The following is a 26,298-nucleotide window of genomic DNA, read 5'->3' on the forward strand; positions in this document are numbered from 1 at the left end:
CAAAACCGGAACCGGCGCATGTTCGAATTAAACCTGATGTTTTTTGCAGTGGCGATCCCTGCGGTGGTTTTTGCGGGCATATCAAAGGGAGGTTTCGGCTCGGGTGTGGCCTTTGCGTCTTCGTCGATTCTGGCGCTGATCCTGGAACCCGGGCAGGCCCTGGCTCTGATGCTGCCGATCCTGATGGTGATCGACGTGGCCACGCTGGGCCCCTATTGGAAGCGGTGGAGTTGGCCGGATTCCCGCCTGCTGATTTTGGGCGCAGTACCGGGCGTCGCGCTGGGTGCTTGGCTGTATAAGGCAACGGATAATGATCTGTTGCGACTACTGATCGGTGGCATTTCGGTCGGTTTCGTTATTTGGCACATTGCACAGACCAGAGGCTGGGTGCGTGGATTTGCCAATCGCCTGCCACCGTCGGCCGGGCTTTTTGCCGGATTGGTCGCCGGTTTCACCAGTTTTGTCAGTCATGCAGGAGGTCCGCCCGCCGCGGTATACCTGTTGTCCCAAAAACTGTCGAAGACCGAGTTTCAGGCCAGCACTGTGCTGGTTTTTTGGGTTATCAACATCACAAAGTTTGTGCCTTACGCGTTTTTGGGTTTGTTCACATGGCACACGGCGCTGGCCGACATGTTGTTGACACCCTTTGCCATTCTAGGCGCGTGGCTTGGCGTTCGAGCGCATTTCATGATGTCTGAGCGCCTTTTCTTTGGAATTGCCTACGTGTTGCTGACCTTGACGGGCAGCAAACTGATCTGGGACGCGCTTACGTAATCAGGCGTTCGGCGGCAGGGCGTCCGCGACTTCCTCATAGGCCTGACCGGAGGCCACCAAGCACGTGATTCCGTTTGGCAAGGTCACCGTGATCGTCCAACTGCCGCTTTCGCCCGAAGCGAAGAGCTCCATAACCGCGCCTTGCCGGGCCAGCCCAAACCCCCTGCGTTCTTCGCCATAGATTTCATGCAATCGCTTCAGTACATCCTCTCGCGGCGCACAATTCTGGCCCTGAGCCTGCACCTGCTGTGCCGCCAGAACCATGATCCCCAGACCCATTGTCATCTTAAGCAGTGTCTTTTCCATCCCGTAGCCCTTTCGATTCCATCTGTTGCTCAGGCTGGGGCGGAGGCGACGAAATTCGGTTAAGGCAAAGCACGTTGCGTCGCTTTTGCTGCGCTGCGGCAAATTTCTTCTTGAACTTTCCGGCAAAAAATGCCCCATTCCGCGCAACTTTATTTCAATGGGAGTGGTCCATGGATCCTCGTCAGCGCCCCTATCGTTCGGTTCTTTACATCCCGGGTTCGAGAGACCGGGCACTGGACAAGGCCCGCACTCTGCCTGTGGATGCGATTATCTTTGATCTGGAAGATGCGGTCGCGGCGGACGAGAAGGAAAATGCACGCGAAACGCTCAAGGCGGCTTTGGCGGCTGGTGGTTATGGCGCGCGGGTCAAGATCGTGCGGATCAACGGGTTGGACACCGAATGGGGTCGTGCTGATGCAGAGGCGGTGCGCGGCATGGATGCCGACGTTGTCCTTCTGCCCAAAGTAAACTCGGCAGCCGACGTCGATGCTCTGGCTGCAATTACCGGAGATATGCCGATCTGGGCCATGATGGAAACGCCGCGCGGGATGCTCAACGCGCCTGAAATCGCAGCCCATCCCCTGATGGCCGGGTTCGTGATGGGCACCAATGATCTGGCGAAGGAACTGCAAACTCGTTTTCGCCCTGACCGTCTGCCACTTATGACCTCGCTGGGCCTGTGCCTGCTGGCTGCCAAGGCCGAAGGTCTGATCATCGTTGATGGCGTTTATAACGCGTTCAAGGATGGCGAAGGTCTGGCCGCAGAATGCGCGCAGGGTCGTGACATGGGTTTTGATGGCAAAACACTGATCCACCCCGCACAGGTCGAGATCACAAATGCCGCCTATGCGCCGTCTGACGCCGAGATCGATCTGGCCCGACGCCAGATCACGGCGTTTGAAGAAGTTGAAGCGCAAGGGCAGGGTGTTGCTGTCGTCGATGGCAAAATTGTTGAGAACCTGCACGTTGCAACAGCCCGCGAAATTCTGGCAAAAGCAGAGGCAATTTCAGCTTTGCAAGCGGGGTAAGCCAGCATGGGCTTTGTTCTTCTGATCCTTGGCGTGGCGCTGTGGTGGGCGGCACATCTGTTCAAACGCGTCGCACCTGAACGTCGAGCCGCGATGGGCGACGGGGGTAAAGGCGCCGTCGCTTTGGCCCTGGTCGCGTCGATCCTGCTGATGGTCTTCGGCTATCGTATGACCGATTTCATCTTTGTCTGGGCGCCGCCGACATTCCTGATCCACGTCAACAACCTGTTGGTGCTGATCGCGATCTACATGATGAGTCCTGCCGGTACAAAGGGACGGTTGTTGAACAAGCTGCGTCATCCGATGCTGGGCGGTTTCAAGCTGTGGGCCTTTGCGCATTTGCTGGTGAACGGCGATTTGGTGTCGATCATCCTGTTTGGTGGACTTCTGGCCTGGGCCGTGGTCGAAGTGATCGTGATCAACAAGTCCGAGCCCGAATGGACACCGGCTGAGCCTGGCACTTACGGCAAAGACGCGATGTTCTTTGTGGCTTCAATCGTGCTGCTGGGGATTATCGGTTATATCCATGGGCTGGTCGGTCCGTCTCCTTTCGGCTCATAGGGACCTGATAGATGGCAAAACTCTATCGTTTGTTGACCGAGGAAGACACATCGGCCTTCTGCCACAAAGTGTCTGACGCGCTGGCCAAAGGGTGGGAGCTGTATGGCGACCCGTCCTATGCCTTCGACATAGCAAACAACGTTATGCGTTGTGCGCAGGCCGTGACCAAAGAGGTCGAGGCGGACTATTCCCCTGAAATGAAACTGGGACAGCAGTAATGGCAAAAACAAATCCGGGACGTTTTTTCGAGGATTATTCCGTCGGGCAGGTGCTGCAACATGCGGTACCGCGTACAGTGACCGAGGGAGAGCGCGGCTTGTATCACGCGCTCTATCCTGCGCGTCATGCCCTGTATTCGTCGGACGAATTTGCCCGGGATTGTGGTTTGCCGGAGAGCCCGATTGATGATCTGGTCGCCTTCCATCTGGTTTTCGGCAAAACCGTGCCGGATGTTTCGTTGAACGCGGTTGCCAATCTTGGCTACGCCGAGGGCCGCTGGCTGAAACCTGTGTACGCTGGAGATACCCTGCGCTCTGTGTCCGAGGTGATCGGGGTCAAGCAGAACTCCAACGGAAAAACTGGCGTCGTATGGGTGCGCACACGCGGGCTGAACCAGTTGGACGAGGTTGTGCTGGAATATGTTCGTTGGGTTATGGTGCGCAAAGCAAATGTCGACGTGCCGGCGCCCGAAACAGTTGTTCCCGAGTTGAAAAAGGTTCTTGATCCGCAGGATCTAATCGTGCCCGAGGGTCTTGATTTCTCGAATTACAATTTTGCTTTGGCGGGTGAGCCGCACCGCTGGGGCGACTACGACATCGGTGAGACCATCGACCATGTGGACGGTGTCACCGTGGAAGAGGCAGAGCACATGCTGGCCACACGCCTGTGGCAAAACACGGCCAAAGTGCATTTCGACCTGACGTTCCGGCCCGAAGGCAGGCTGATCTATGGAGGTCATGTTATTTCGATGGCGCGGACCCTGTCGTTCAATGGCTTGGCAAATGCGCAGATGATCGTTGGCCTGAACGGCGGCGCACATGCAAACCCTTGTTTTGCAGGAGATACCATCAAGGCGTGGTCCGAAGTTCTGGACAAAGCGGAAACCGGCGTACCAGGCGTGGGTGCGATTCGGCTGCGATTGGTGGCAACCAAAGGGGGCGCTCCGTTTGCATTGAAGAACGACGAGGGACGGTATTTGCCCGATGTTCTTCTGGATCTCGATTATTGGGCGCTTATGCCGCAATAAGAGTTCTGACGGTTATGTGAACCACTTGCGTGTTAGCCGTGCTAGGTTTGCACCATGCACTTTCTGCGCGCGATATCGGCCGGCGTCTGCCTGGCCCCGGCGGCTCAGGCCTGTGATCTGGCTTTGGCCTTGGCTGTGGATGTGTCCGGCTCGGTCGATAGCAGCGAATATCGGATCCAGATGGACGGGCTAGCTACCGGACTGCGCGACCCGATTGTATCCGAAGCTTTGGTGCAGGGGCAGGCACAGTTGATGCTGGTACAATGGACGGGGTCGTCGCGTCAGCAGATAACGATCCCTTGGACCCGTATCGACAGTTTCGCAGCTTTGGATCGGTTTGCGGATCAAGTTTCTGCTGATCCGCGTATCTGGCGGAATTTTTCAACCGCGATTGGGGAAGCGCTTCAAACAACGCTCGATTCATTCGAGCCGGTTTCCCACTGCGCCCGGCATCTGATCGATTTGTCAGGTGACGGGGTATCCAATGAAGGGGTCGAGCCGACGCAAGTTCACGCGGCCTTGCGAGATCGAGGCGTTGTGGTCAATGCTTTGGCCATAGAGGAAAGCGAACCGGATCTGACGGCCTATTTCTTTGAGAATGTCATCGTGGGTGAGGGTGCTTTTGTCGTTTCGGCAGCAGGGTTCGCGGACTATCCGGAACGAATTCGCAGAAAACTGCTGCGCGAAGTGACGCAGCAAACCGCAGAGCTGAAGTGACATGACAAAAGATTCGTGATCACATCCGTTTGCCTTTGAAAACGCTAACATTGATAATGAGGAATATAATATGTGATCACGACATTATTTTGTGTGATCACATATGGGGAATATCAACTGATTTGACGTGAATTTGCTGTTTTTTGCAACCGCAGCACGTGACAGTGTCGCAAAAAACAGTAAAACGTTCGGTAGCCAACCGAAAAGGAGCCGCCATGGCCGATGTAAATCGGGGCAACCGCCCACTTTCGCCGCATCTGTCGATCTATCGTCCTCAGCTGACGTCGGTCACTTCCATCCTGACACGCATCACTGGTAACGCACTCCTACTGGCGGCGTTGTTGATTGTTTGGTGGTTTCTGGCCGCAGCAACCTCGCCCGAGGCGTTCGCCGTGGCGAATGGCGTGATTACCTCGGTGCTTGGGAATCTGGTTATGGCTTTGTCCGTTTGGGGCCTGTGGTATCACACGCTGGCGGGCGTGCGGCATCTGATCTGGGACAACGCGGTTGGCTTGGACCTTCCCACAGCGACCAAGCTGGGTTGGGCCGTCGTCATCGGATCGGTTGTGTTGACCCTTCTGACCCTTGTCATCGTCGCGTGATTGGAGGCCTGACATGCGTTATCTGACCGACCGCAAACGCGCCGCTGGCCTTGGCTCGGCAAAATCCGGCACAGCCCATTTCTGGGCGATGAAAGTCAGCTCGGTGGCGTTGCTGATCCTTGTGCCTTTGTTTGTTTTTACATTTGGCCCGGTTCTGGGTCAGCCGTTTGATGTGGTTCTGGACTACTATTCACGTCCCTTCCCCGCGATTGTTGCAGCGTTGACGCTGGCAGTTGGCTTCAAGCACTTCGCAGACGGTGCGCAGGTGATGCTTGAGGACTACGTTCACGGCACGCTCGAAAAGGTCCTGATTATTCTGGTGACTTGCCTGTCTTATGGCGCGGCAGCGGCTGGCATTTTCGCCATCGCGCGCATTGCCCTTTAACTCCCGGAGCTGAAAGAAATGGCTGCATACGAATACGAAACGCATGACTATGACGTGGTCGTTGTCGGTGCCGGTGGGGCCGGTCTGCGGGCGACCTTGGGCATGGCGGAACAGGGATTGCGCACCGCGTGTGTAACAAAGGTTTTCCCAACCCGTTCGCACACAGTGGCGGCTCAGGGTGGTATCGCGGCGTCCTTGTCGAATATGGGCCCGGATCACTGGCAGTGGCACATGTATGACACGGTCAAAGGGTCGGACTGGTTGGGTGACACCGACGCGATGGAGTACCTCGCGCGCGAAGCGCCCAAAGCCGTGTACGAATTGGAGCATTACGGCGTGCCCTTCAGCCGCACCGAAGAAGGCAAGATCTATCAGCGCCCATTCGGTGGTCATACGACTGAGTTTGGCGAAGGCCCCGCTGTACAGCGCACCTGTGCTGCCGCCGACCGGACCGGTCATGCGATCCTGCACACGCTGTATGGTCAATCGCTGAAAAACAACGCCGAGTTCTACATCGAATATTTCGCCATCGACCTGATCATGTCCGAGGATGGGCAATGTCAGGGTGTCGTCTGCTGGAAGCTGGACGACGGCACGATGCATGTCTTCAACGCCAAGATGGTTGTTCTGGCGACAGGCGGCTATGGCCGGGCATATTTCAGCGCGACTTCGGCCCATACCTGTACCGGTGACGGTGGCGGTATGGTGGCCCGCGCAGGTCTGGCCCTGCAGGATATGGAGTTCGTGCAGTTCCACCCGACCGGCATCTACGGCTCGGGCTGTCTGATCACCGAAGGTGCGCGCGGCGAGGGTGGCTATCTGACAAACTCGGAAGGCGAGCGGTTTATGGAGCGTTATGCGCCCCAGTACAAAGACCTCGCGCCGCGTGACTATGTCTCGCGCTCGATGACAATGGAGATCCGTGAAGGTCGGGGTGTCGGTGCGGAAGGGGATCACATCCACCTGAACCTGTCGCACCTGCCTGCCGAAGCTTTGGCCGAGCGTTTGCCGGGTATCTCGGAAAGCGCAAAGATCTTTGCGGGTGTCGACGTAACCAAGGAACCAATCCCGGTTCTGCCGACTGTTCACTACAACATGGGTGGTATTCCGACCAACTATTGGGGTGAGGTTCTGAACCCCACCGCCGACGACCCGACGGCCGTCGTTCCTGGCTTGATGGCTGTGGGTGAAGCGGGTTGTGCCTCGGTCCATGGTGCGAACCGACTGGGATCTAACTCGCTGATCGACCTCGTGGTATTTGGCCGCGCGGCCGCGATCCGCGCTGGTAAAGTCGTTGATGCCGAAGCGCCGAACCCGGTTCTAAATCAGGCGTCGGTCGACAAAGCCTTTGATCGGTTCGATGCGGTCCGCAACGCCAACGGTTCGGTCGCGACCGCGGACTTGCGGCTTGAGATGCAGAAAACCATGCAGGCGGATGCAGCCGTGTTCCGTACGGCCAAAACAATGGCTGAAGGCGTCGAAAAGATGACCGCGATTGCTGCCAAAATGGACGATCTGAAAGTCACAGACCGTTCGTTGGTCTGGAACAGTGATCTGATGGAAACTTTGGAACTGACAAACCTTATGCCCAACGCGCTGGCGACCATCGTCGGTGCTGAGGCGCGTAAGGAATCCCGTGGCGCCCACGCGCATGAGGATTTTAGCGAGCGTGACGATGAAAACTGGCGCGTGCATACGGTCAGCCGCGTTGAGGGCAACGCAGTTGAGCTGAGCTATCGCCCGGTCATCGTTGATCCGCTGACGACCGAGGAACAGGGCGGTATCAGCCTTCAGAAAATCGCGCCCAAAGCGCGGACGTTCTAAGGGCAGGGAAAGCAGGCAATGACGCACAAGCGCCAAATACCCGTGATCCTGATGCAGGCAATCAGCCTGCGGATGGCGCGTGCGTGGTGCTTGTCATGACGGTCGAAGTTTTGAAGTCGGGGTCAAGCGATCCAAAGATAATCCTGATCGGGTTGAATCGCTGTGCGACGACCTCGTTTCACAAGCTGTTCCATAACAGCGGAATCCCATCCGTGCATTGGGAAGATGAGCAAGGCCAAAACCTTGCGCATCGCATGATGACCAATATTGCCATGGGGCGCAGGCCCTTGGATGGGTTCGGCGCGGTAAGGGCCTTCACCGACATTGCCTTTGTCAATTCGCGCTTCATGCTGGACGGTTCGCGTTTCTTTCGCGAGCTGCACGCGGCTTATCCAAGCGCATACTTTTTGCTGAACACGCGCAATCGCGAGGATTGGATCAACTCAAGGGCCAGCCATTCCGGTGGTGGCTATCTGGAGCGATGCTGCAAGGCCAACGGACAGACAGCTAATGAGGTGAAACAGGGTTGGGCGCATATGTACGATGTGCACCACACCGAGGTCGAAACCTATTTCGACGGAAATCCTCGCTTCCTGCGCTATGATATCGACAAAGATGACCCACAACGAGTTGCGGACTGGCTCTCGCCGGATTTCGACGTGAACATTGCCCACTGGGGGCATTATAATCGAGGGGCGTCTGATCGCGCCCGGACAGGCTGAAAGGCGGCCTTGTGCTGAATGGAGAATTGACATGGTTCAACTGACCCTGCCCAAGAATTCCCGGATTACCACCGGCAAGACCTGGCCCAAGCCGGACGGTGCCACCAATGTGCGCAAGTTCCAGATCTATCGCTGGAACCCCGATGACGGTCAGAACCCGCGTGTTGATACCTATTTCGTCGACATGGATACATGCGGCCCGATGGTTCTGGACGCGCTGATCAAGATCAAGAACGAGATCGACCCAACGTTGACCTTCCGCCGGTCTTGCCGCGAAGGCATCTGTGGCTCTTGTGCGATGAATATCGACGGGATCAACACGTTGGCCTGCATTTACGGCATGGACGAGATCAAGGGCGACGTGAAAATTTATCCGCTGCCGCATATGCCGGTGGTCAAGGACCTGATCCCTGATCTGACCCATTTCTATGCGCAGCATGCTTCGATCATGCCTTGGCTGGAAACCAAGACCAACCGTCCCGCGAAGGAATGGAAGCAGTCGATTGAGGACCGCAAGAAACTGGATGGTCTCTATGAATGCGTGATGTGCGCCAGCTGCTCAACCTCGTGCCCCAGCTATTGGTGGAACGGTGACCGGTATCTTGGCCCCGCCGCGTTGCTGCATGCGTATCGCTGGATTATCGACAGCCGCGATGAGGCCACAGGCGAACGTCTGGATGAGCTGGAAGATCCGTTCAAGCTGTATCGCTGTCACACCATCATGAATTGCGCCAAGACCTGCCCCAAAGGTCTGAACCCGGCCAAGGCGATTGCTGAAATCAAAAAGATGATGGTCGAACGCGCTGTTTAAGCGCCACTGCGTTTTGCGATAAACGCATGCCCAACTTGCAAAATTAGGCGATGCGGCCTTGGCTGCGTTGCCTTATTTTTTGGGCAGGGAGGAGTGATGAGATTAAGCCAGGATCACTCCAATGAGCAAAGACACTTCCAAACAAAAAACCGACGCCCAAGAAGCGTTGGAACTGCTTGAGCAGGCATGGGCGTATTACGTGCCAGAACCCGTGAAAGCTGACAAAGAACCTGAGTTGTTCGAATACGCAAACGCAGCCTGATACGGGCCGTAAGACTTGAACTACGACTGCTAATCGGCAAAGCAAGGCAATGCCTGTTCTTCTGCTTCTGTTGGCGGCCGGTGTATTAGGCTATTTTGTCTGGCGCGCCCGTCATTCTACGCTGACGCGTAATTGTCGGTGGCGCCAAGACAAAAGCCATGGTGTCTGGCGGTGTAGCTTCTGCGGCGCTGAAATCACTTCTCAGGAACAGCCTTTGCGGTGTTCGAGGGCGCGCGACAACTAATTATCTGCTTTTCGCAGGCAGAGTTATGCGCCAGTCTGCATCGCATGACACGTTCTGAACGCCCTGTCCCCGTTCCCGAAGATGCTGAGGCGCGTCGCGCGCTGGCCCCCGTAATCTGCTACCCGAACGACGCATTACCGCGACCTGATGTGTCGTGGATGCGAACCCTGCGCCAAGGCGCAATCAAAACCGGCGAGGTTCTGGTTCCCCCGCGCGATGCGCGCTGTTTTGAGGTGCCGGCAGGGCATTTCTTTCGAATTACGTCCGTCGAAGGCCCACAGGTCGGTGATTTGAACATATGGAACCGCAATGACCTGTCCGAACGGTTCTATTCAGGTAAAACCCGCGCCTTGCATGGAACGCATCTGACCACCGGAGAACAGATGTGGTCCAGTTTTCCCAATCTGCGCCCTATGGCCACGATCATTGAAGACACACTGGAATGGTACGGAATCGACGTCTTTGGCGGGTCGGTCCATGACGTTATTGGTACGCGGTGTGATCCGTATACGGGCAACCTGTTGTCGGGTACGCAATACCACCACTGCTGCCATTCAAACCTGACCCGCGCGCTTGCGGATCATTTGGATCTTCCGCTGACCGAAGCTGAACTTGCAGTGCATGACGTGCTGAATGTCTTTATGTGCACCGGGTTTACCCGCGATACGGGTCAATATTTTATGAAGGCCTCACCTGTGCGCCCCGGTGATTATCTTGAATTCTTTGCCGAAATTGATCTGCTTGGCAATCTGAGCGCCTGCCCAGGCGGGGATTGTTCGTCCGAGCATTCCTCGGACACGGCGGCCTGTTTCCCGCTGCTGGTCGAAACATTCGCACCCGCTGAAGGTGATTTGAAAGGTTGGGAAAGCCCGGCGCGCAATGGTTATGATCGCACGCATGGGCGATAAATCCGACAGGCACCTGGTGGTGCCTGCCATTTGTCAGGTGTTCGGGAAAGCCGCCTGAAGGGCGATTTCCACCATGTCACCAAAGCTCCGCTCGCGCTCAGACGACGGCAGAGCTTCTCCGGTCAAAAGGTGATCGGAAACAGTGAGTACAGCCAAAGCCCTGCACTTGTGGCGTGCCGCCAAGATGTACAGTTCTGCGGCTTCCATCTCGACGCCCAGAATGCCGTGACGCACCATCTGTTCGTTCAGGTCCGGGCGCTCGTCATAAAAGACATCGGACGAGTAGATTCCACCAACATGCGTTGGCGTCCCCTTTGCCGCTGCTGCCGCTGCCGCAGAATGCAACAACCCCCAATCAGCACAGGGGGCAAAGTTCAACTCTTTCATGATGCCGCGCGACGGAGTGCTGAGCGTGGTAGATGTCATCGCCAGAATAACGTCGCGCAGTTTCACACTGTCCTGCATGCCGCCACATGAACCGATACGGATTAGAGTTTTTGCACCGTAATCACGGATCAATTCATTGACGTAAATGGAAAGAGAGGGCATCCCCATGCCGCTGCCCTGAATCGTTACAGGATGTCCTTTCCAATTGCCGGTAAAACCAAGCATTCCCCGAACGTCATTGACCTGTTTTACATCGGTCAAAAAAGTCTCTGCAGCCCATTTTGCCCGATAAGGGTCTCCGGGCAAAAGAACGGTTTCTGCGATTTCGCCTTTTTCGGCACCAATGTGAATGGTCATTTGTTCAACTTACCCTGATCAAATTTCCAATTCAGAAATATCGGATCCCGCATTTAAGGCGTCATGCACCCATTGGGGTTTGCGCCCACGACCTGACCACGTCTGGTCCGGGTTCGACGGATTGCGATATTTCGCTTTCGTTTTAGGCGCTTTTCCGCCACGAGGCGCGTCGCTGGACAATTCAGACAGCGAAAAACCAAACTCTGCCGCTGCTTTTTCAGCAGCCTTCAAAGCCGCACTCCGCTCGCGTTTTTCGGCGCTTACAAGCGCTTTGTCTATATCGTCACGTAAAGCCAACAGCTCTTTTCGCGACATTTGTTCGAGATTGATCCCCATCAGTCTTCTCCGATTGAATTAGAATACGGTGCGTATTGGCGCGCACCGTATTTCCAAAAACAGGATTATTCCATCCCAAAGATTTAAAGGACAGAAACGGGGAAAAAAGAAAGAAAAGGCTCAGTTATTCCGCAGCAAGTGTTTTGGGGTCTGCCAAAACAACGATATCGCCCATAATTGCGTTCAATTCAAAGTTTTTAGGGGTGTAAACCTTGGCCACCCCCATGGCTTTCAATTTTTCGGCATCTTCATCGGGAATAATCCCGCCGACCACAACTGGAATATGGGACAGCCCTTCTTTTTGCAGACGCGCCAATACATCTTCGACCAGTGGCAGGTGGCTGCCGGATAGGATGGACAGGCCGATCACATGCGCGTCGTCTGCGCGCGCAGCTTCCACGATTTCCTCTGGGGTTAGGCGGATGCCTTCATAGCTGATGTCCATGCCGCAATCACGGGCGCGGAAGGCGATCTGTTCAGCGCCGTTGGAATGGCCATCCAATCCCGGTTTGCCAACCAGGAACTTGAGACGACGGCCCAGTTTGTCACTGACCGCGTCGACCGCAGCGCGCAGATCGTCCAACCCTTCGGTTTTGTTCGAAACCGAGCCTGAAACACCGGTTGGGCCACGATAAGTACCGTAGACTTTGCGCATCTCTTCCGCCCATTCGCCTGTGGTGACGCCCGCCTTGGCGGCGGCAATGGACGGCTCCATCACGTTTGCTCCGGTTTTCGCGGCCTCCCGCAACGCGGCCAGGGCATTTGCAACAGCCGAGTCGTCCCGTTCAGCGCGCCAGGAGTTCAGGCGGTCGATCTGTTCCTGTTCCACCGCCGGATCGACAACCATGATGCCGCCATCTTCGGTCTGCAAAGGTGAAGCTTCACCTTCGATCCATTTGTTCACACCAACAACGACGGTTTCGTTTCGTTCAATACGGTTCAGCCGATCTGCGTTTGAGTCCACCAGGCGGGATTTCATGTACTCAATCGAGGCCACCGCGCCACCCATCGAATCAAGGTTCGCCAACTCGGCCCGCGCGCCTGTCTTCAACTCTTCGACCTTGGCATCGACGGCGGGGTTGCCATCGAACAGGTCGTCGAATTCCAGCAGGTCGGTCTCATAGGCCAGGATTTGCTGCATCCGCATCGACCATTGCTGATCCCAGGGGCGCGGCAGCCCAAGCGCCTCGTTCCAGGCAGGCAATTGCACCGCACGCGCACGCGCGTTTTTCGACAGCGTCACGGCCAGCATTTCGATCAGGATGCGATAGACGTTGTTTTCAGGCTGTTGTTCGGTCAGACCCAACGAGTTAACCTGCACCCCATAGCGGAATCGGCGGAATTTCGGATTCTCGACACCATAGCGTTGTTGCAGAATCTCATCCCAAAGATCGACAAATGCGCGCATCTTGCACATTTCGGTGACAAAGCGGATGCCCGCGTTCACGAAAAACGAAATACGGCCACACAGGGCTGGGAAATCCTCTGCCGGAACGCGCGGGCGCAATTCATCCAACACCGCGATGGCGGTGGCCAACGCATAGGCCAGTTCCTGTTCTGGTGTCGCGCCCGCTTCCTGCAGGTGGTACGAACACACATTCATCGGGTTCCACTTGGGAACGTTGGTATAGCAATACTCGGCCACGTCCGCGATCATCTTAAGCGACGGTTTGGGCGGGCAAACATAGGTGCCGCGGCTCAGATATTCCTTGATCAGGTCATTTTGCACCGTGCCCTGCAATTTCGACACATCTGCGCCTTGCTCTTCCGCGACAGCGATATACAGCGCCAATAACCATGGGGCAGTGGCGTTGATCGTCATCGAGGTGTTCATCTGCTCAAGCGGGATCTGGTCGAACAGAACCCGCATGTCGCCCAGATGACAAACGGGAACGCCCACTTTGCCGACTTCACCGCGTGCCAATGTGTGGTCGCTGTCATAGCCCGTTTGCGTGGGCAGATCGAAAGCCACGGACAGGCCGGTTTGCCCTTTCGCCAGGTTCCCCCGATAAAGTGCGTTCGAGGCTTTGGCCGTGGAATGACCGGCATAGGTTCGGATGAGCCAAGGGCGATCTTTCTGCGTCTGCGTCATAGGGGGCCTCGTGTTTCAGTGGGCAATAAAATTACGTCTTGAGGTTCTAAAGCGCAATTTTCGGGATATGTCAATTCGCTGCGTTGCGGCATCCTTCAATTGTTCAGATTGTGGGCAGTTGCGATTGGTGGCAATGTGCCGCCATGACGCAAACCGTGGAACTTCCGCTTTGGCTTTTCCTGCTGATCGTGGTCTTTGCCATGGTCACTTTTGCTTCGCATTTTCTGTTTCCTTCAGTGCGATGGTTTTTTCGCCGTAGATTGGAACGCGCCGTTTCGCGCCTGAATCAAAGGCTTCAACGTCCCATTCAACCGTTCAAGCTGGCGCGGCGTCATGACATGATCCAGCGGCTGATTTACGACCCTCAGGTCGGGCAGGCGGTTCAACAACACGCGCAGGACGAAGGCATTCCCGAGGCAGTCGCCTTTGAAAAAGCGCGCCGCTACGCGCGCGAGATTGTCCCGTCGTTTTCTGCCTTTGCCTATTTCAGCTTTGCCATTCGGCTCGCCCGTCTGCTGAGCAATACGTTTTACGAGGTCCGACTCGGGTACAAGGACGAGGCTGCGATCAAGAACATCGACCCGGATGCGACCGTGGTTTTTGTGATGAACCATCGCAGCAATATGGACTATGTGCTGGTGACCTATCTGGCGGCACAGCAGTCGGCCTTGTCTTATGCTGTCGGAGAATGGGCGCGCGTTTGGCCGCTAAGCCGTTTGATCCGCGCAATGGGGGCGTACTTCATTCGACGCAAATCAGGCAGTGAGCTCTATAGGCAGGTGTTGTCCTGCTATGTGCGCCACGCGACCGAAGCGGGTGTGACGCAAGCCATGTTCCCGGAAGGCGGTTTAAGCCTGACTGGCGCACTGGGTCGCCCAAAACTGGGTTTGCTGAAATACATTATGGACGGAACTTCGCCTGAAGGCCGCGACGTCGTATTCGTTCCTGTGGCGTTGAATTATGATCGAGTGCTTGAAGATACCATCCTGACTCGCGCGGCTTTGGGGTCTGAGCGTCGGTTTCGCGCTCGGATTGGCGTAATCTCGCGCTGGATCCTCAAGCAGATCTGGCGGCGCTTGATCGGGCGGTACAAGCGGTTTGGCGTTGCCTCTGTGCGATATGGGGTGCCCATTTCGCTAAAGGAATTTCGCGTCGTGAATGATGACGATGTCATGACGGATCTGGCCCGGGAATTGATGCAACGCATCGGGCAAGCGATCCCGCTGGTTCCGGCCCCTGCGGCGTGCCTGTTGTTGCAACAGAAAGGTTCTTCATCTGAAAAGGTCGTTCGTTCCCAAATACTTTCTATGCTGGCCGAAGACGGCCATGCGTCAGACCAAGACGAAGCGGCGGTTGAAAATGCCCTGAATCAGTTGGTCGAGCGCAGGATCTTAAGCCGCCAGGGGGACAATCTGGCCCTTTCAGGTCAAAGAGAGGATTTGCTGGAGTACTATGCAGCCTCAGCCCCAAACCACAGGGATTCTGAGAATACTGCGCTTGCGAAATAACTTTCTGCATCTGCTGGGTCATAAAATTACAAATATGAACCAAAAACGGTTGCATTATTACTCAGTGGTCAATATTCACAGTCTGTGAAGCACGCGATTCTGCGTTGCGGCAATGATATTGAGAATAGGAGGCCAGCATGGCTTTGGACACCGAAAGCGGTATCGCGTCGTACGAGGCACCCGAAAAGGACCTCTATGAAATGGGTGAGATCCCTCCGATGGGATTTGTCCCCAAGCAAATGTATGCTTGGGCCATCCGCAAGGAACGCCACGGCGAGCCGAACACTGCAATGCAACAAGAAGTGGTCGACGTACCCGAACTGGACAGCAACGAGGTGCTGGTTCTGGTGATGGCAGCTGGCGTAAACTATAACGGTGTCTGGGCCGCCCTGGGTCAGCCAATCAGCCCGTTTGATGGCCACAAAGCCCCCTATCACATTGCCGGTTCGGATGCGTCAGGCATTGTCTGGGCCGTTGGCGATAAGGTGAAGCGCTGGAAAGTCGGCGACGAAGTTGTCATCCACTGCAACCAGGACGATGGCGATGATGAAGAGTGCAACGGCGGCGATCCGATGTACTCGACCAGCCAACGGATTTGGGGTTATGAGACACCAGACGGCTCTTTCAGCCAGTTCACCCGCGTTCAGGCACAACAACTTATGCCGCGCCCCAAGCACCTGACCTGGGAAGAAGCTGCGTGCTACACACTGACGTTGGCGACCGCTTATAGGATGCTGTTTGGCCACGAGCCGCATGATCTGAAGCCGGGCCAGAACGTTCTGGTATGGGGCGCGTCCGGCGGTCTGGGTTCCTATGCGATCCAGTTGATCAACACGGCCGGTGCGAATGCGATTGGTGTAATCTCGGACGAAAGCAAGCGCGATTTCGTTATGGGATTAGGTGCCAAAGGCGTGCTGAACCGTAAAGACTTCAACTGCTGGGGCCAATTGCCCACGGTAAACACGCCGGAATATGCCGAATGGTTCAAAGAAGCCCGCAAGTTCGGCAAGGCGATTTGGGACATCACCGGCAAGGGCAACAACGTGGATATGGTGTTTGAACACCCCGGTGAAAGCACGTTCCCGGTCTCGACCTTTGTTGTCAAAAAAGGTGGTATGGTCGTGATCTGCGCCGGTACAACAGGTTTCAACTGTACCTTTGATGTGCGCTACATGTGGATGCATCAAAAGCGCCTGCAAGGATCGCACTTTGCGCACCTCAAACAAGCGGCTGCTGCAAACAAGCTGATGGTTGAACGTCGCCTGGATCCCTGCATGTCGGAGGTGTTCACCTGGAACGATCTGCCAGAGGCGCACATGAAGATGCTCCGGAACGAACATAAGCCGGGGAACATGTCTGTCCTTGTTCAAGCGCCCCGCACTGGCCTGCGCACCCTTGAAGAGGTTCTTGACGCAGGCTGACCCCCATTTGGGTTGTAGACAAAAAACGCCCGCGAATCGCCTTGCCGGTTCGCGGGTGTTTTGCGTTTTGACAAAGCCTTTCGGACTTTCAAACACTTACATTTTCGTCCCCCGCCATTTTTGGGGAGTAGAAACCGGTGAATAGGTCGAAAAAGATCATACATGTTATGGTTGTGTTAACGCTTCGTTAACTGTTTCAGAGAGACCCTAATGGCGCAGAATGAGTGGATATTGGACGTATTGTCGGACCTCAATGCTTTCGCCGTTGCGAACGGGTTGAGCGCGCTTGCCGAGCAGCTGGATGACACAAGGCTGATCGCGGCGGCCGAGATCGCGTCCCTGAAGAACGAGGCACGAGCGCCCGCGGATGGGAACAGAAGTCGAATTGGGTCAAATCCTTCAGGATTTGGAAAACACCAACACGCTTGAAGAGCTCAGCAATGTTGCAGAGCAATTACGTGGTATTCTTCAGGTCGAACATCTGACCTATCACTGGGTCGATGGTGCTGGCGATCAGTACGGTTACACCACATATTCAGATGCTTGGGACGAACGCTATCGGGACAAGAATTACCATCGTATTGATCCGGTTATTCTTGGGTGTTTCCAAAGATTTCATCCGGTTGACTGGAAATCTCTGGACTGGTCGAGCAGGATTGCAAAGTCCTTTCTTGAAGATGCCAGAAACCACGGTGTTGGCAATCAGGGCTATTCCATTCCGATCCGGGGCCCGAACGGGCAGTTTGCCCTATTCACAGTAAACCACAGTTGCGATGATCGGACCTGGCAGCGCTTTATTTCCACCTTCGGGCGAGACTTGATCCTTGTTGCGCATTTTATCAATCGCAAAGCGCTTGAGTTCGAAGAGGACAGGCAGCCGGATTCCAAGCGTAATCTGTCTCCACGGGAAATTGACGCGATCACCCTTTTGGCTTTGGGATACAGCAGGGCTCAAGTGGCGCATTCTCTGTCGATATCAGAGCATACGCTGCGGGTTTATATCGAAAGCGCCCGATCCAAGTTGGGCGCTCATAACACAACTCATGCAATCGCAACCGCACTTAGCCGAGGCTTAATAGTGGTTTAAGGCCAGCGCGCACCCCACACGTAATAATAACCACAACTCTGTACCCCTTTCGTTCCTGCACAGGACGACAAGGGGAACAAGTCATGTTGCGTTATTTATATGCCGATGAGTTGCACAGATTTCCAACTCTGGCAGAGGGGATGTTCAAGGATCGAGCGGATCAGTTCAAAACCCGGCTGGGGTGGGATGTCCACGTCAACGAACAAGGTGAAGAGCGGGATGAGTATGATGCGCTCAACCCGCTCTATGTCATCTGGGAAGAGCCGGACGGCCGTCATGGCGGGTCGATGCGGGTGTTGCCGACAACGGGTCGGGTGATGATCAACGAGGTGTTTGGGCATCTTAACGGTGGCAAACCCATTTGCAGCCCGCTGATCTGGGAAGTTACACGGTTTTGCCTGTCACGCGACGCAGGCCCGCATACGGCTGGGGCCATTATGCTGAGCGGGGGTGAAATGATGGAGGGTTTTGGCCTGACACACATCGCCGGTGTGTTTGATGCGCGTATGATCCGTATCTATCGCCTGATCGGCTCATCGCCCGAGGTTCTGGGCACCCAGGGCAGCGGGCGGGATCAGATCTCGGTCGGGTTGTGGCCTTACTCTGCAGATGACTGCAACCGCGTGGCGGAGCGCGCGGGCATCCCACGCGAACTGTCACGCCTTTGGTTCAACACGGCTTTTGGGCCCAAAAAGCAGCACCGATTTGCACTGTCCGCCTGAGCGGCTGAAATCGCCATTCCGCATCTGGTGATGGTCGGCGCGGCCCTGTAGGGTCGCGCCATGTCTTTGCAAAATGTAACCTTCTCGGATGATCAGGCCGCCGCATTTGACAGCATCGCCGAGATGCTGCGATCAGCAGGTGTCGATCTTGAAGATGATGCCCTTGTTAAGCTGCCGGGGGCAGGAAAATCCGGTGTAATGGCCGTGATCGGCAAGGCTGGTTCGGGTAAAACCCTGCTGTTGGCTGAACTTTATAAAGCGCTGGCAGAGACCGGAGTGCAGATCGTGTCCGGCGACTATGAAAGTCGCAAGTCAAGGGACAAGCGCAGCTTGGCCATCCTGGCCCCCACCAACAAGGCCGCAAGCGTTCTGCGCCTGCGTGGTGTGCCTGCCACGACAATTCACCGCATTCTCTACACGCCGGTGTACGACCCGGAATACGAGCGCATCGCTGAATGGCTGGCGGGCAACGATGAACGCCCCGAGATTGAAGGACTGACAGAAGAAGCCCTGGATCGGGCTGCGGCGTTTTACGAAAACAACAAGTCCATGCCCGGGGCATTGGCCGCAGCCGGTTTGAGGGGATCAGATTTCATCACTGGGTGGAAGCGACGCGACGAACCTTTGGACATCGGATTTGTCGACGAAGCGTCGATGCTGGATGATCGTCAATTCGAGGATCTGAAAGAGATTTTTCCAACCCTTCTGTTATTCGGTGATCCGGCGCAGCTGGCACCGGTGAACCAGTCGGGCAGCATGGTTTTTGAAGCCTTGCCCGAGCCCCGGAAGCTGACGCTTCAACGGGTTCACAGGCAGGATGCGGACAACCCGATTCTCGATCTGGCCCATGCTCTGGCAGACCCCGAAATGGGGTTTGAGGACTTCGAGCGTTTGGTCGAAGAGACAGCCCGCCGTGACGACAGGGTGGTCTGGGGCCAGCGGGTCGAGGTCGACCTGATGGCGCGCAGCCCGGTTTTGGTTTGGCGCAACGCAACACGCATTCGACTTATTCAGGCGTTCAGGAACGTCCATGGCGCACCAGAGACCGAGCTGTTGGAGGGGGAACCGCTAATTTGCGACGGGATCGAACTGCCTTTGAAACATCGCAAGAAACGGTTGGATCTTGAGGCGCGCGGGCTGATCAAGGGGGCTCAGGTTGTTTATCTGGGGCCGGGGCGAAAACCGGGGTTTTCGCGATTGCACGTTATGGGGGCCGAAGACCCTCAGGTCAGCGCTGCGTCGATTGTACAAATCGAAAAACCGAACGAGGAAGAGCCATTCATTCCTTTTGCCGCGCGTATGGGCGCAACGTTCCTGCACGGTGCGGCGGTTACGATCCACAAGGCGCAGGGCTCGCAATGGGATACGGTTCAAGTTTTTGCGCCTGACATCTACTCTGCGGCCCGAATGGGTCGGACCGAGGCCGGACAACCCTTGTGGAAACGTTTGGCCTATGTGGCGATCACTCGGGCGCAAGAGCGGTTGATTTGGGTGGTTCGCAACCGTTTATCAAAGCCAACATACCCGCTGCGGGTGGATGACTTGCGGGCTGTACCTGCGGCGTCGCTGACATTGGAGGCGGAAGAGACATGACATCCATAATCGTGACAGGCGCAAGCTCTGGCATTGGTCTGGCCACCGCCGAATTGTTTCTGGCCCAAGGGTGGACGGTTGGCATGCTGGCACGCAGTGCGGACAAGTTGAATGCCCTGGCACAGAAACATGCCAACGCAGTTTCGTTGCCTGCTGATGTCACCGATCCTGAAGCTGTGAAGACCGTGTTCCGCAAGTTCGCGAACAAGGTTGGGCGTCTGGACGTCTTGTTCAACAACGCAGGAATCTTTGCTCCGGGTGGCACGATTGACGAGATCGCGCTTGAAGATTGGTACCAAAGCGTCAACGTCAACCTGAACGGTATGTTCCTGTGCGCACGCGAAGCCTTTGGCATCATGCGGCATCAGGACCCTCAGGGTGGACGGATCATCAATAACGGCTCCATTGCCGCCCATGTTCCGCGTCCGAACTCTGTGCACTATTCAGCGACAAAACACGCAATTACCGGACTGACCCGCAGCCTGTCTCTGGACGGGCGGTCCTTTGGAATTGCCTGTGGCCAGATCGACATTGGGAACGCCCGCACACAGATGGTTCAGGGTCTTGTCGACGCCGCGCAGGCGGCAGGGGACACGCCTGACCCGACTATGGCTGTTGAGGACGCAGCACGGTCCGTTCTGCATATGGCAACCTTGCCGCCCGAGGCGAACGTTCAGTTCATGACCGTCATGGCCACGACCATGCCTTACATCGGCAGGGGATGAAGGTTACTTTTCGCGCAGCAAACGGAAAGCCGTCGATGCACCCCAGCCTGCCGCAATCGCAATAACCAGCGACATCAAGCCATACCAGACAGGTTGCTGGCGCGACATGTTGTACAGAAACCGTTCCAGGCCGACTTTGCGGACATTAATGGTTGTTTCGTAGTGCGAAACTACCTCTCCACCGCGCGTCAGGAAGATACGGGCGACATAGTCCCCCTCTGTCAGGTCTGCAGGCATGTCGATTGACGTGCGGAACAGAGTTTGTTCGTCTACAGCCACCGTGTCTTCGCGGATGGAATACAGCTTTTCTTCCTCGCGGATGCGAACCACTGCATCTGCAAAATCCTGCGCTCCGCGGATATGCATTGCGGCACCAACAGAGCGGATCGCACGCTCGATCGATACACGATAGCGCAGGTCATCGGTGTCGCTCAGAATCTCGTTTAATGGTCCGCTGGTTGCGACAGCGTAGAAACTGGGCGCAAGATCGACGAGGACGCTGTCGGTGTTCACCCAAATCCCCAGCTTTCGATCCTTACGGCGCACGGTGACAGGTTCGGATGGGCCGGCGACAGCAACGATGACCTCGACCGATGGGCCGGACGGAATCGGGGTTTCCCGTTTGATGGCCCCGAAAATGAGAATCTCGGAGCCGTCAAAGGTCGCCGTGATTGCAACGCGATCCTGGCTAAGACCCAGGACAACTTGTTCTTCCGCTGCGGACACCGGCAGGCAGAACAGACAAAATGCGGCAATAAGTGAACGCAGCATCTTCAGTGTCCTCCACCTGTTCCGAGCGAATAAAGCTCGGCAGGCTCCAGAAGCAGATCAAGCGCCAGCTTGCCGCAAACTGCCAGAACCAAAGCTGCCAGCAAAACGCGCAATTGTTCCGCTGGCATGCGCGCGCCAATAACAGTACCGATCTGCGCGCCGATCACACCGCCAACAAGCAGCAGTACTGCCAGAACGACGTCGACAGTGTAGTTGGTTGTGGCGTGAAGCATCGTGGTAAAGGCTGTCACGAAGATGATTTGAAACAGCGATGTGCCAACAACAACCTTTGTTGGCATACCCAGCAGATAAATCATGGCGGGCACCATGATAAAGCCACCGCCAACACCCATGATTGCAGACAAAATGCCGACGAAAAGCCCAACTAGAACGGGTGGAATGACCGAAATATAAAGGCCTGATGTGCGAAACCGCATCTTGAAGGGCAGGGCGTGGATCCAGCCCCGCTGACGGCGTTTGGCGGGGGCGGCCCCACCCATTTTGGCCTTGCGCAGGGCCCTTAGACTTTCCACGAACATCAGGCTACCGATGACGCCAAGGAAAACCACGTAACACAGCTTAACCAGCAGATCGACCTGACCCAGACTCTTGAGATAGTTGAAAACAACCACACCCAAAGCAGCGCCTATAAGACCTCCGATCAGCAACACAGTTCCCATCCTGAGGTCCACGGTTTTTCGTCGGAAATGCGCCAGTACACCGGAAAAGGACGATGCCACAATCTGATTGGCTTCGGTCGCAACAGCGACAGCTGGCGGAATGCCAATGAAGAACAGCAGCGGCGTCATAAGAAAGCCCCCACCGACCCCGAACATTCCGGACAAGACGCCAACCATTCCGCCCAAACCAAGCAGGAGGAATGCGTTCACCGATACTTCGGCTATGGGCAGGTAGATGTACATATTACCGTCACTTTGTATTTTGCGTTTCCGCGCTGCCGCATGCGGCCAAATGATAAGCCATTGATGCAGTCTGTTGCATGTAGATCATTGTCACATGCCTCCAGGCTCGATGAGCCAAAAGAAGTCTTCTGGATGCAAGGTTAGATCAATTCCGATCCTGCCGGCACCGCCCAACATAAATGAAGGGCTGACAGAATCTTTGGTTATGGACAGGTAGACTTGCATACCCCCTTAGAGCGGGTGCGGCATGCAAAATCAACTCTGCATGCCGCTCTGCAGCGAACAGGACCCAGAATTGTTCCTGAACTGGACTTATCAGCGTTCCTTTACATAGGGTTCGCCACCTGCACGCGGGGGCACAGCTTTGCCAACGAATCCAGCCAGAATCACAACTGTCAGGATATAGGGCAGGGCATCCATGACCTGCACCGGGATCACGATCCCGCCCAGATCGATGTTCTGGAACCGCAGTGCGATGGCTTGCAAAAGGCCAAACAACAGGCAAGCCCACATGGCGTGCCAAGGGCGCCATTTCGCAAAGATGAGCGCCGCCAGCGCGATGAACCCGCGACCGGCGGTCATTTCTTTGACGAACCCAGCTTGCAAGGCAGTGGCCAGATAGGCACCCGCGATACCGCACAAGACGCCGCAGATGGCCACCGCCGCGAAACGCAGGCCAACCACGGACACGCCTGCTGTATCCACCGCTGCCGGGTTTTCGCCCACTGCCCGCAAGCGTAGGCCGAACCGTGTGCGATAAAGGACCCACCACGTCGCTGGAACCATCAGAAATGCCACATAGACCAGAATCGAATGACCCGAGAGCAATTCGGAATAAACCGGACCAACAATCGGTACACTGCTGAGCGATTCTGCAAACGGGAAATTGATGGGCTCGAACCGTCCTCCGCCAAAAAGGGACGGTGTACGCCCACCTTGCTGAAACCAGCTTTGGGCGATTAAAACGGTCAGCCCAGAGGCGAGAAAGTTGATGGCCACACCCGAGATGAGCTGATTGCCTCGGAAGGTGATCGACGCCAACCCGTGCAGCCCGGACAGTAACAACGAGGATGCGATACCAGCAAGCAAACCCAGCCAGACAGATCCCGTGACGGCTGCTATAGCTGCGGAAAAGAACGCCGCCATCAACATTTTGCCTTCGAGGCCAATGTCAAAAATACCTGCACGTTCCGAAAAAAGACCAGCCAGACACGCAAGAAGCAGGGGCGTGGACAGGCGGATCGTCGAATCCAGTACCTGGATGAGGGTAACGAAGAATTCCATCACTCAGCCCTCTTCCGCATGCCAAGGAAAAGTTTCTCAAGCGGCATGCGTACCATGTTGTCCAGCGCACCGGTGAACAAAATGACCAAGGCTTGAATAACCACGATCAGTTCACGCGGGATTTGTGTCCAAAGCGCCAGCTCCGCGCCGCCCTGATAAAGAAACCCGAACAACAGCGCCGCCAGGAAAACCCCAAATGGGTGTGACCGGCCCATCAGCGCGACGGCGATACCGATAAAACCAGCGCCTTCGGTTGGGTTCAGCACCAGACGTTCAGCCTCACCCATGACGTTGTTGATGGCCATCATGCCTGCCAATCCACCCGAAATCAGCATCGCAATGATAGTGATCCGCACAGGCGAAATGCCGGCGTAAACAGCACCCGTTTCAGAATGACCATAGGCTCGAATCTCATAGCCCAGCCGTGTCCGCCAGATCAGTGCCCAGACTACAATACAGGCCAGAACTGCCACAAAGAACGAGATGTTGGCAGGCGCCCCCCGGAACACAACATTGTCTGCTGTCGAGAACATCGACTGGAAGCTCGGCAAGTGCGTGGCTTCGGGGAAGCGCGCCGTTGCAGGGTCCTGTGACCCGGCCGGTTTCATGACATTCACCAGCATATAGTTCAGGACGGCGGCAGCGATGAAGTTGAACATGATCGTGGTGATCACGATATGGCTGCCACGCTTGGCTTGCAGATAGGCCGGTATTGCAGCCCAGGCAGCACCAAATAGGGCCGAAGCGGCGCAGGCAGCGAGCAAAGCAATGCTCCAGTGCGGCCACGGAATCGTAAGACAAATGATTGCGACACCAAGCCCGCCCAGCATGGCCTGACCCTCACCGCCGATATTGAACAGCCGGGCGTGAAAGGCGACGGCTACCGCAAGGCCGGTGAACATGAAGTTGGTCGCGTAATAGAGCGTGTAGCCCCAACCATAGGTCGACCCCAGCGCACCAGTTACCATTAGCTTCACAGCGTCAATCGGGTTCTCGCCGATGGCCAGAATCACAAGCGCCGACAGGATCGCGGCCAGAAGCAAACTGATCAGTGGGATCAGGATCACATCGGCCCATTTGGGCATTTTTTCCATGTTACGCGGCCTCCCCCGCAACACCGGCCATCAACAGGCCCAGTTCTTTTTCATCTGTTTCGTGAGGCAGGCGTTCGCCCATGATGTGACCATCAAACATCACCGCAATCCGGTCGGATAGCGAAAATATCTCTTCCAGTTCGACCGAAACCAGCAGGATTGCCTTGCCCTGATCGCGCAGCGCAACGATCTGCTTGTGAATGAACTCGATCGCGCCGATATCTACGCCGCGCGTTGGTTGTCCGACCAGCAGAAGGTCTGGGTTCCGCTCAATCTCGCGCGCGACGACAATTTTTTGTTGGTTGCCGCCTGAAAAACTTTTGGCAGCCAGCCATGCGTCGGGCGGCCGGACATCGAATTTCTCGATCTTGGCCTCGGTATCGGCACGCAGGGCGGCATTGTCCATAAAGATACCGCGTTTATAAGCAGGGTCGCGGTGATAGCCGAAGGCGACGTTCTCCCACGCGTGGAAGTCCATAATCAAACCTTCACGCTGCCGGTCTTCCGGCACGTGCGCGATATGCTGGGCGCGGCGGGCCTGACCGTCCGAACCTGCGCCACTCAGCGCCAGAGGCTGACCGTTCAGTCTGATCGTGCCCTTACCCGGGCGCATACCGCCCAGAACTTCAAGCAACTCTGATTGACCGTTGCCAGCCACCCCGGCGATGCCGACGATTTCACCAGCGCGCACTGTGAGGTCGATCCCCTTGACCCTTTCCACACCAGCCGAGTCGAAAACGCTCAGCTTTTCAATTTCCAGGATGGGTTTGCCGGGTTTCGCAGGGACCTTGTCGACCTGCAACAGAACCTTGCGGCCTACCATCAGCTCGGCCAGCTCTTCAGGGCTGGTTTCGGACGTTTTGACAGTCGCAGTCATCTGCCCGCGTCGCATAACCGACACGGTGTCAGTGTTTTCCATGATCTCGCGCAGTTTATGCGTGATCACGATGATCGTTTTCCCCTCGGCCCGCAGGCGGTCGAGAATGCGGAACAACTGATCTGCTTCAGCCGGAGTCAGCACGCCGGTTGGTTCGTCCAAAATCAGTATCTCGGCCTTGCGATACAGTGCTTTCAGGATCTCGACACGCTGTTGCATGCCCACGCCAATTTCATCGATGCGCTTGTCAGGATCAACGAACAGCTCGTATTCTTCTTCCAGCTCTTTCAGCTCTTTACGGGCTTTGGCCAAAGACGGGGCCAGCAACCCGCCATCTTCGGCACCCAGAACGATGTTCTCCAGAACGGTGAAGTTTTCCACCAGCTTGAAATGCTGGAACACCATCCCGATGCCCGAGGCGATGGCTGCCTGGCTGTCCGGGATATCAGTCTTGGTACCGTTGATCCAAATCTCACCTTTGTCGGCTTTGTAGAAGCCGAAAAGGATGCTCATCAACGTGGATTTGCCCGCACCGTTTTCTCCGATGATTCCATGGATCGTACCGGGGGCGACGCTGATGGAAATGTCTTTATTGGCCTGAACCGGCCCAAAGGCTTTGGAAATCCCTTTGAGCTCAATGGCGGGGACGGTCATGTCTTGTCCTCAATTGCCGAAGGGGCCGCACAGACGGCGCGGCAGAGTGGGAAGCGAGGCGGAGGAGACCCCCGCCC

General features: G+C 56.0%; 28 protein-coding genes. 19 read left to right on the plus strand and 9 right to left on the minus strand.

Going from position 1 to position 26,298, the window contains the following annotated elements; all coding sequences use genetic code 11:
* Window positions 1-18 precede the first annotated feature (18 nt).
* Window positions 19-774, plus strand: a complete 756-nt coding sequence (locus tag GS632_RS10660; RefSeq protein ID WP_171179137.1) for a sulfite exporter TauE/SafE family protein — start codon at window positions 19-21, stop codon at window positions 772-774.
* On the opposite strand, the gene GS632_RS10665 is transcribed toward GS632_RS10660, so the two are convergent.
* On the minus strand, window positions 775-1,080 hold the full coding sequence (locus GS632_RS10665) for a hypothetical protein (RefSeq protein ID WP_171179140.1): 306 nt from the start codon (window positions 1,078-1,080) through the stop codon (window positions 775-777). It lies immediately after the preceding gene.
* A 170-nt stretch (window positions 1,081-1,250) separates the two neighbouring features.
* On the opposite strand from GS632_RS10665, the gene GS632_RS10670 reads away from it, so the two are divergent.
* The 12 genes from GS632_RS10670 to GS632_RS10725 all read left to right on the plus strand — a co-directional run bounded on the left by GS632_RS10670 (window position 1,251) and on the right by GS632_RS10725 (window position 10,390).
* A complete protein-coding gene (locus tag GS632_RS10670; RefSeq protein WP_171179142.1) occupies window positions 1,251-2,108 on the plus strand; it encodes a CoA ester lyase in 858 nt (285 codons plus the stop codon).
* A gap of 6 nt (window positions 2,109-2,114) precedes the next feature.
* Window positions 2,115-2,669, plus strand: a complete 555-nt coding sequence (locus GS632_RS10675; RefSeq protein WP_171179144.1) for an NnrU family protein — start codon at window positions 2,115-2,117, stop codon at window positions 2,667-2,669.
* Window positions 2,670-2,680: 11 nt separating this feature from the next.
* Window positions 2,681-2,887 carry a DUF1737 domain-containing protein gene (locus tag GS632_RS10680; protein ID WP_171179146.1) on the plus strand — a complete coding sequence of 69 codons (207 nt, stop codon included), beginning with the start codon at window positions 2,681-2,683 and terminating at the stop codon, window positions 2,885-2,887.
* On the plus strand, window positions 2,887-3,915 hold the full coding sequence (locus tag GS632_RS10685; RefSeq protein WP_171179148.1) for a MaoC family dehydratase: 1,029 nt from the start codon (window positions 2,887-2,889) through the stop codon (window positions 3,913-3,915). Before GS632_RS10680 ends, GS632_RS10685 begins: the two co-directional genes overlap by 1 nt.
* Before the next feature lie 54 nt (window positions 3,916-3,969).
* Entirely contained in the window at window positions 3,970-4,632 is a 663-nt protein-coding gene (locus tag GS632_RS10690; protein WP_171179150.1) for a DUF1194 domain-containing protein, read from the plus strand.
* A 215-nt stretch (window positions 4,633-4,847) separates the two neighbouring features.
* Entirely contained in the window at window positions 4,848-5,234 is a 387-nt protein-coding gene (gene sdhC / locus GS632_RS10695; RefSeq protein WP_171721777.1) for a succinate dehydrogenase, cytochrome b556 subunit, read from the plus strand.
* A 13-nt stretch (window positions 5,235-5,247) separates the two neighbouring features.
* Complete coding sequence (gene sdhD / locus GS632_RS10700; protein WP_050604070.1) at window positions 5,248-5,619, plus strand: succinate dehydrogenase, hydrophobic membrane anchor protein; 372 nt, start codon at window positions 5,248-5,250, stop codon at window positions 5,617-5,619.
* Window positions 5,620-5,637: 18 nt separating this feature from the next.
* Window positions 5,638-7,443 carry a succinate dehydrogenase flavoprotein subunit gene (gene sdhA, locus GS632_RS10705; protein WP_171238492.1) on the plus strand — a complete coding sequence of 602 codons (1,806 nt, stop codon included), beginning with the start codon at window positions 5,638-5,640 and terminating at the stop codon, window positions 7,441-7,443.
* A 95-nt stretch (window positions 7,444-7,538) separates the two neighbouring features.
* Window positions 7,539-8,165, plus strand: coding sequence for a sulfotransferase (locus tag GS632_RS10710; protein ID WP_171179154.1), 627 nt, complete (start codon window positions 7,539-7,541; stop codon window positions 8,163-8,165).
* Between the two features lie 31 nt (window positions 8,166-8,196).
* Window positions 8,197-8,976 carry a succinate dehydrogenase iron-sulfur subunit gene (locus GS632_RS10715; protein WP_152456842.1) on the plus strand — a complete coding sequence of 260 codons (780 nt, stop codon included), beginning with the start codon at window positions 8,197-8,199 and terminating at the stop codon, window positions 8,974-8,976.
* Window positions 8,977-9,097: 121 nt separating this feature from the next.
* Window positions 9,098-9,238: a hypothetical protein gene (locus tag GS632_RS10720; RefSeq protein ID WP_171179156.1), complete on the plus strand. Its 141-nt coding sequence runs from the start codon at window positions 9,098-9,100 to the stop codon at window positions 9,236-9,238.
* 288 nt (window positions 9,239-9,526) lie between these two features.
* On the plus strand, window positions 9,527-10,390 hold the full coding sequence (locus tag GS632_RS10725) for a DUF1989 domain-containing protein (RefSeq protein WP_171721776.1): 864 nt from the start codon (window positions 9,527-9,529) through the stop codon (window positions 10,388-10,390).
* Window positions 10,391-10,423: 33 nt separating this feature from the next.
* Here the strand turns inward: GS632_RS10725 and deoD are convergent, their stop codons facing one another.
* The 3 genes from deoD to GS632_RS10740 all read right to left on the minus strand — a co-directional run bounded on the left by deoD (window position 10,424) and on the right by GS632_RS10740 (window position 13,562).
* On the minus strand, window positions 10,424-11,134 hold the full coding sequence (deoD, locus tag GS632_RS10730; RefSeq protein WP_171179160.1) for a purine-nucleoside phosphorylase: 711 nt from the start codon (window positions 11,132-11,134) through the stop codon (window positions 10,424-10,426).
* An 18-nt stretch (window positions 11,135-11,152) separates the two neighbouring features.
* The gene (locus GS632_RS10735; protein WP_171179162.1) at window positions 11,153-11,470 is read right to left on the minus strand and encodes an H-NS family nucleoid-associated regulatory protein; all 318 of its coding nucleotides are present in this window, start codon (window positions 11,468-11,470) and stop codon (window positions 11,153-11,155) included.
* A 124-nt stretch (window positions 11,471-11,594) separates the two neighbouring features.
* Entirely contained in the window at window positions 11,595-13,562 is a 1,968-nt protein-coding gene (locus GS632_RS10740; RefSeq protein ID WP_171238490.1) for a protein meaA, read from the minus strand.
* Between the two features lie 143 nt (window positions 13,563-13,705).
* Here GS632_RS10740 and GS632_RS10745 point away from each other — a divergent pair, with 143 nt between their 5' ends.
* From GS632_RS10745 to GS632_RS10770, 6 genes are all read left to right on the plus strand, one after another.
* Entirely contained in the window at window positions 13,706-15,070 is a 1,365-nt protein-coding gene (locus GS632_RS10745) for a 1-acyl-sn-glycerol-3-phosphate acyltransferase (protein ID WP_171179167.1), read from the plus strand.
* A 137-nt stretch (window positions 15,071-15,207) separates the two neighbouring features.
* A complete protein-coding gene (gene ccrA / locus GS632_RS10750; protein WP_171179175.1) occupies window positions 15,208-16,491 on the plus strand; it encodes a crotonyl-CoA carboxylase/reductase in 1,284 nt (427 codons plus the stop codon).
* Between the two features lie 367 nt (window positions 16,492-16,858).
* Window positions 16,859-17,578 carry a LuxR family transcriptional regulator gene (locus tag GS632_RS10755; protein WP_171234934.1) on the plus strand — a complete coding sequence of 240 codons (720 nt, stop codon included), beginning with the start codon at window positions 16,859-16,861 and terminating at the stop codon, window positions 17,576-17,578.
* Window positions 17,579-17,661: 83 nt separating this feature from the next.
* A complete protein-coding gene (locus GS632_RS10760; protein WP_171179179.1) occupies window positions 17,662-18,300 on the plus strand; it encodes an acyl-homoserine-lactone synthase in 639 nt (212 codons plus the stop codon).
* A 60-nt stretch (window positions 18,301-18,360) separates the two neighbouring features.
* Window positions 18,361-19,893 (plus strand): ATP-dependent RecD-like DNA helicase, encoded by a 1,533-nt coding sequence (locus GS632_RS10765; protein ID WP_171721775.1) that lies wholly within the window; start codon window positions 18,361-18,363, stop codon window positions 19,891-19,893.
* A complete protein-coding gene (locus GS632_RS10770; protein ID WP_171238488.1) occupies window positions 19,890-20,618 on the plus strand; it encodes an SDR family oxidoreductase in 729 nt (242 codons plus the stop codon). The genes GS632_RS10765 and GS632_RS10770 overlap by 4 nt, the downstream gene beginning before the upstream one ends.
* Before the next feature lie 3 nt (window positions 20,619-20,621).
* On the opposite strand, the gene GS632_RS10775 is transcribed toward GS632_RS10770, so the two are convergent.
* From GS632_RS10775 to GS632_RS10795, 5 genes are all read right to left on the minus strand, one after another.
* Window positions 20,622-21,389 (minus strand): TIGR02186 family protein, encoded by a 768-nt coding sequence (locus GS632_RS10775; RefSeq protein WP_171179185.1) that lies wholly within the window; start codon window positions 21,387-21,389, stop codon window positions 20,622-20,624.
* Window positions 21,390-21,391: 2 nt separating this feature from the next.
* Window positions 21,392-22,312, minus strand: coding sequence for a sulfite exporter TauE/SafE family protein (locus tag GS632_RS10780; protein ID WP_171179188.1), 921 nt, complete (start codon window positions 22,310-22,312; stop codon window positions 21,392-21,394).
* Window positions 22,313-22,627: 315 nt separating this feature from the next.
* Complete coding sequence (locus GS632_RS10785; protein ID WP_171179190.1) at window positions 22,628-23,596, minus strand: ABC transporter permease; 969 nt, start codon at window positions 23,594-23,596, stop codon at window positions 22,628-22,630.
* Complete coding sequence (locus GS632_RS10790; RefSeq protein ID WP_171721774.1) at window positions 23,596-24,690, minus strand: ABC transporter permease; 1,095 nt, start codon at window positions 24,688-24,690, stop codon at window positions 23,596-23,598. Before GS632_RS10790 ends, GS632_RS10785 begins: the two co-directional genes overlap by 1 nt.
* A gap of 1 nt (window position 24,691) precedes the next feature.
* The gene (locus tag GS632_RS10795) at window positions 24,692-26,221 is read right to left on the minus strand and encodes an ABC transporter ATP-binding protein (protein WP_171721773.1); all 1,530 of its coding nucleotides are present in this window, start codon (window positions 26,219-26,221) and stop codon (window positions 24,692-24,694) included.
* Window positions 26,222-26,298: the final 77 nt, after the last annotated feature.

It is taken from the genome of Ruegeria sp. HKCCD7296 (assembly GCF_013110775.1).
GTDB lineage: Bacteria > Pseudomonadota > Alphaproteobacteria > Rhodobacterales > Rhodobacteraceae > Ruegeria.

Bases quoted from the DNA above. Each gene is read 5' to 3' on its own strand.
- GS632_RS10690 (WP_171179150.1), top strand. From the start codon at position 3,970: ATGCACTTTCTGCGCGCGATATCGGCCGGCGTCTGCCTGGCCCCGGCG.
- GS632_RS10790 (WP_171721774.1), bottom strand. From the start codon at position 24,690: ATGGAAAAAATGCCCAAATGGGCCGATGTGATCCTGATCCCACTGATC.
- GS632_RS10765 (WP_171721775.1), top strand. From the start codon at position 18,361: ATGTCTTTGCAAAATGTAACCTTCTCGGATGATCAGGCCGCCGCATTT.
- GS632_RS10715 (WP_152456842.1), top strand. From the start codon at position 8,197: ATGGTTCAACTGACCCTGCCCAAGAATTCCCGGATTACCACCGGCAAG.
- GS632_RS10680 (WP_171179146.1), top strand. From the start codon at position 2,681: ATGGCAAAACTCTATCGTTTGTTGACCGAGGAAGACACATCGGCCTTC.
- GS632_RS10735 (WP_171179162.1), bottom strand. From the start codon at position 11,470: ATGGGGATCAATCTCGAACAAATGTCGCGAAAAGAGCTGTTGGCTTTA.
- GS632_RS10710 (WP_171179154.1), top strand. From the start codon at position 7,539: ATGACGGTCGAAGTTTTGAAGTCGGGGTCAAGCGATCCAAAGATAATC.
- GS632_RS10685 (WP_171179148.1), top strand. From the start codon at position 2,887: ATGGCAAAAACAAATCCGGGACGTTTTTTCGAGGATTATTCCGTCGGG.
- sdhC (WP_171721777.1), top strand. From the start codon at position 4,848: ATGGCCGATGTAAATCGGGGCAACCGCCCACTTTCGCCGCATCTGTCG.
- GS632_RS10675 (WP_171179144.1), top strand. From the start codon at position 2,115: ATGGGCTTTGTTCTTCTGATCCTTGGCGTGGCGCTGTGGTGGGCGGCA.
- GS632_RS10755 (WP_171234934.1), top strand. From the start codon at position 16,859: ATGGGAACAGAAGTCGAATTGGGTCAAATCCTTCAGGATTTGGAAAAC.
- GS632_RS10660 (WP_171179137.1), top strand. From the start codon at position 19: ATGTTCGAATTAAACCTGATGTTTTTTGCAGTGGCGATCCCTGCGGTG.
- GS632_RS10775 (WP_171179185.1), bottom strand. From the start codon at position 21,389: ATGCTGCGTTCACTTATTGCCGCATTTTGTCTGTTCTGCCTGCCGGTG.
- GS632_RS10770 (WP_171238488.1), top strand. From the start codon at position 19,890: ATGACATCCATAATCGTGACAGGCGCAAGCTCTGGCATTGGTCTGGCC.
- GS632_RS10665 (WP_171179140.1), bottom strand. From the start codon at position 1,080: ATGGAAAAGACACTGCTTAAGATGACAATGGGTCTGGGGATCATGGTT.
- sdhA (WP_171238492.1), top strand. From the start codon at position 5,638: ATGGCTGCATACGAATACGAAACGCATGACTATGACGTGGTCGTTGTC.
- GS632_RS10785 (WP_171179190.1), bottom strand. From the start codon at position 23,596: ATGGAATTCTTCGTTACCCTCATCCAGGTACTGGATTCGACGATCCGC.
- sdhD (WP_050604070.1), top strand. From the start codon at position 5,248: ATGCGTTATCTGACCGACCGCAAACGCGCCGCTGGCCTTGGCTCGGCA.
- GS632_RS10760 (WP_171179179.1), top strand. From the start codon at position 17,662: ATGTTGCGTTATTTATATGCCGATGAGTTGCACAGATTTCCAACTCTG.
- GS632_RS10725 (WP_171721776.1), top strand. From the start codon at position 9,527: ATGACACGTTCTGAACGCCCTGTCCCCGTTCCCGAAGATGCTGAGGCG.
- deoD (WP_171179160.1), bottom strand. From the start codon at position 11,134: ATGACCATTCACATTGGTGCCGAAAAAGGCGAAATCGCAGAAACCGTT.
- GS632_RS10670 (WP_171179142.1), top strand. From the start codon at position 1,251: ATGGATCCTCGTCAGCGCCCCTATCGTTCGGTTCTTTACATCCCGGGT.
- GS632_RS10745 (WP_171179167.1), top strand. From the start codon at position 13,706: ATGACGCAAACCGTGGAACTTCCGCTTTGGCTTTTCCTGCTGATCGTG.
- GS632_RS10795 (WP_171721773.1), bottom strand. From the start codon at position 26,221: ATGACCGTCCCCGCCATTGAGCTCAAAGGGATTTCCAAAGCCTTTGGG.
- ccrA (WP_171179175.1), top strand. From the start codon at position 15,208: ATGGCTTTGGACACCGAAAGCGGTATCGCGTCGTACGAGGCACCCGAA.
- GS632_RS10740 (WP_171238490.1), bottom strand. From the start codon at position 13,562: ATGACGCAGACGCAGAAAGATCGCCCTTGGCTCATCCGAACCTATGCC.
- GS632_RS10720 (WP_171179156.1), top strand. From the start codon at position 9,098: ATGAGCAAAGACACTTCCAAACAAAAAACCGACGCCCAAGAAGCGTTG.
- GS632_RS10780 (WP_171179188.1), bottom strand. From the start codon at position 22,312: ATGTACATCTACCTGCCCATAGCCGAAGTATCGGTGAACGCATTCCTC.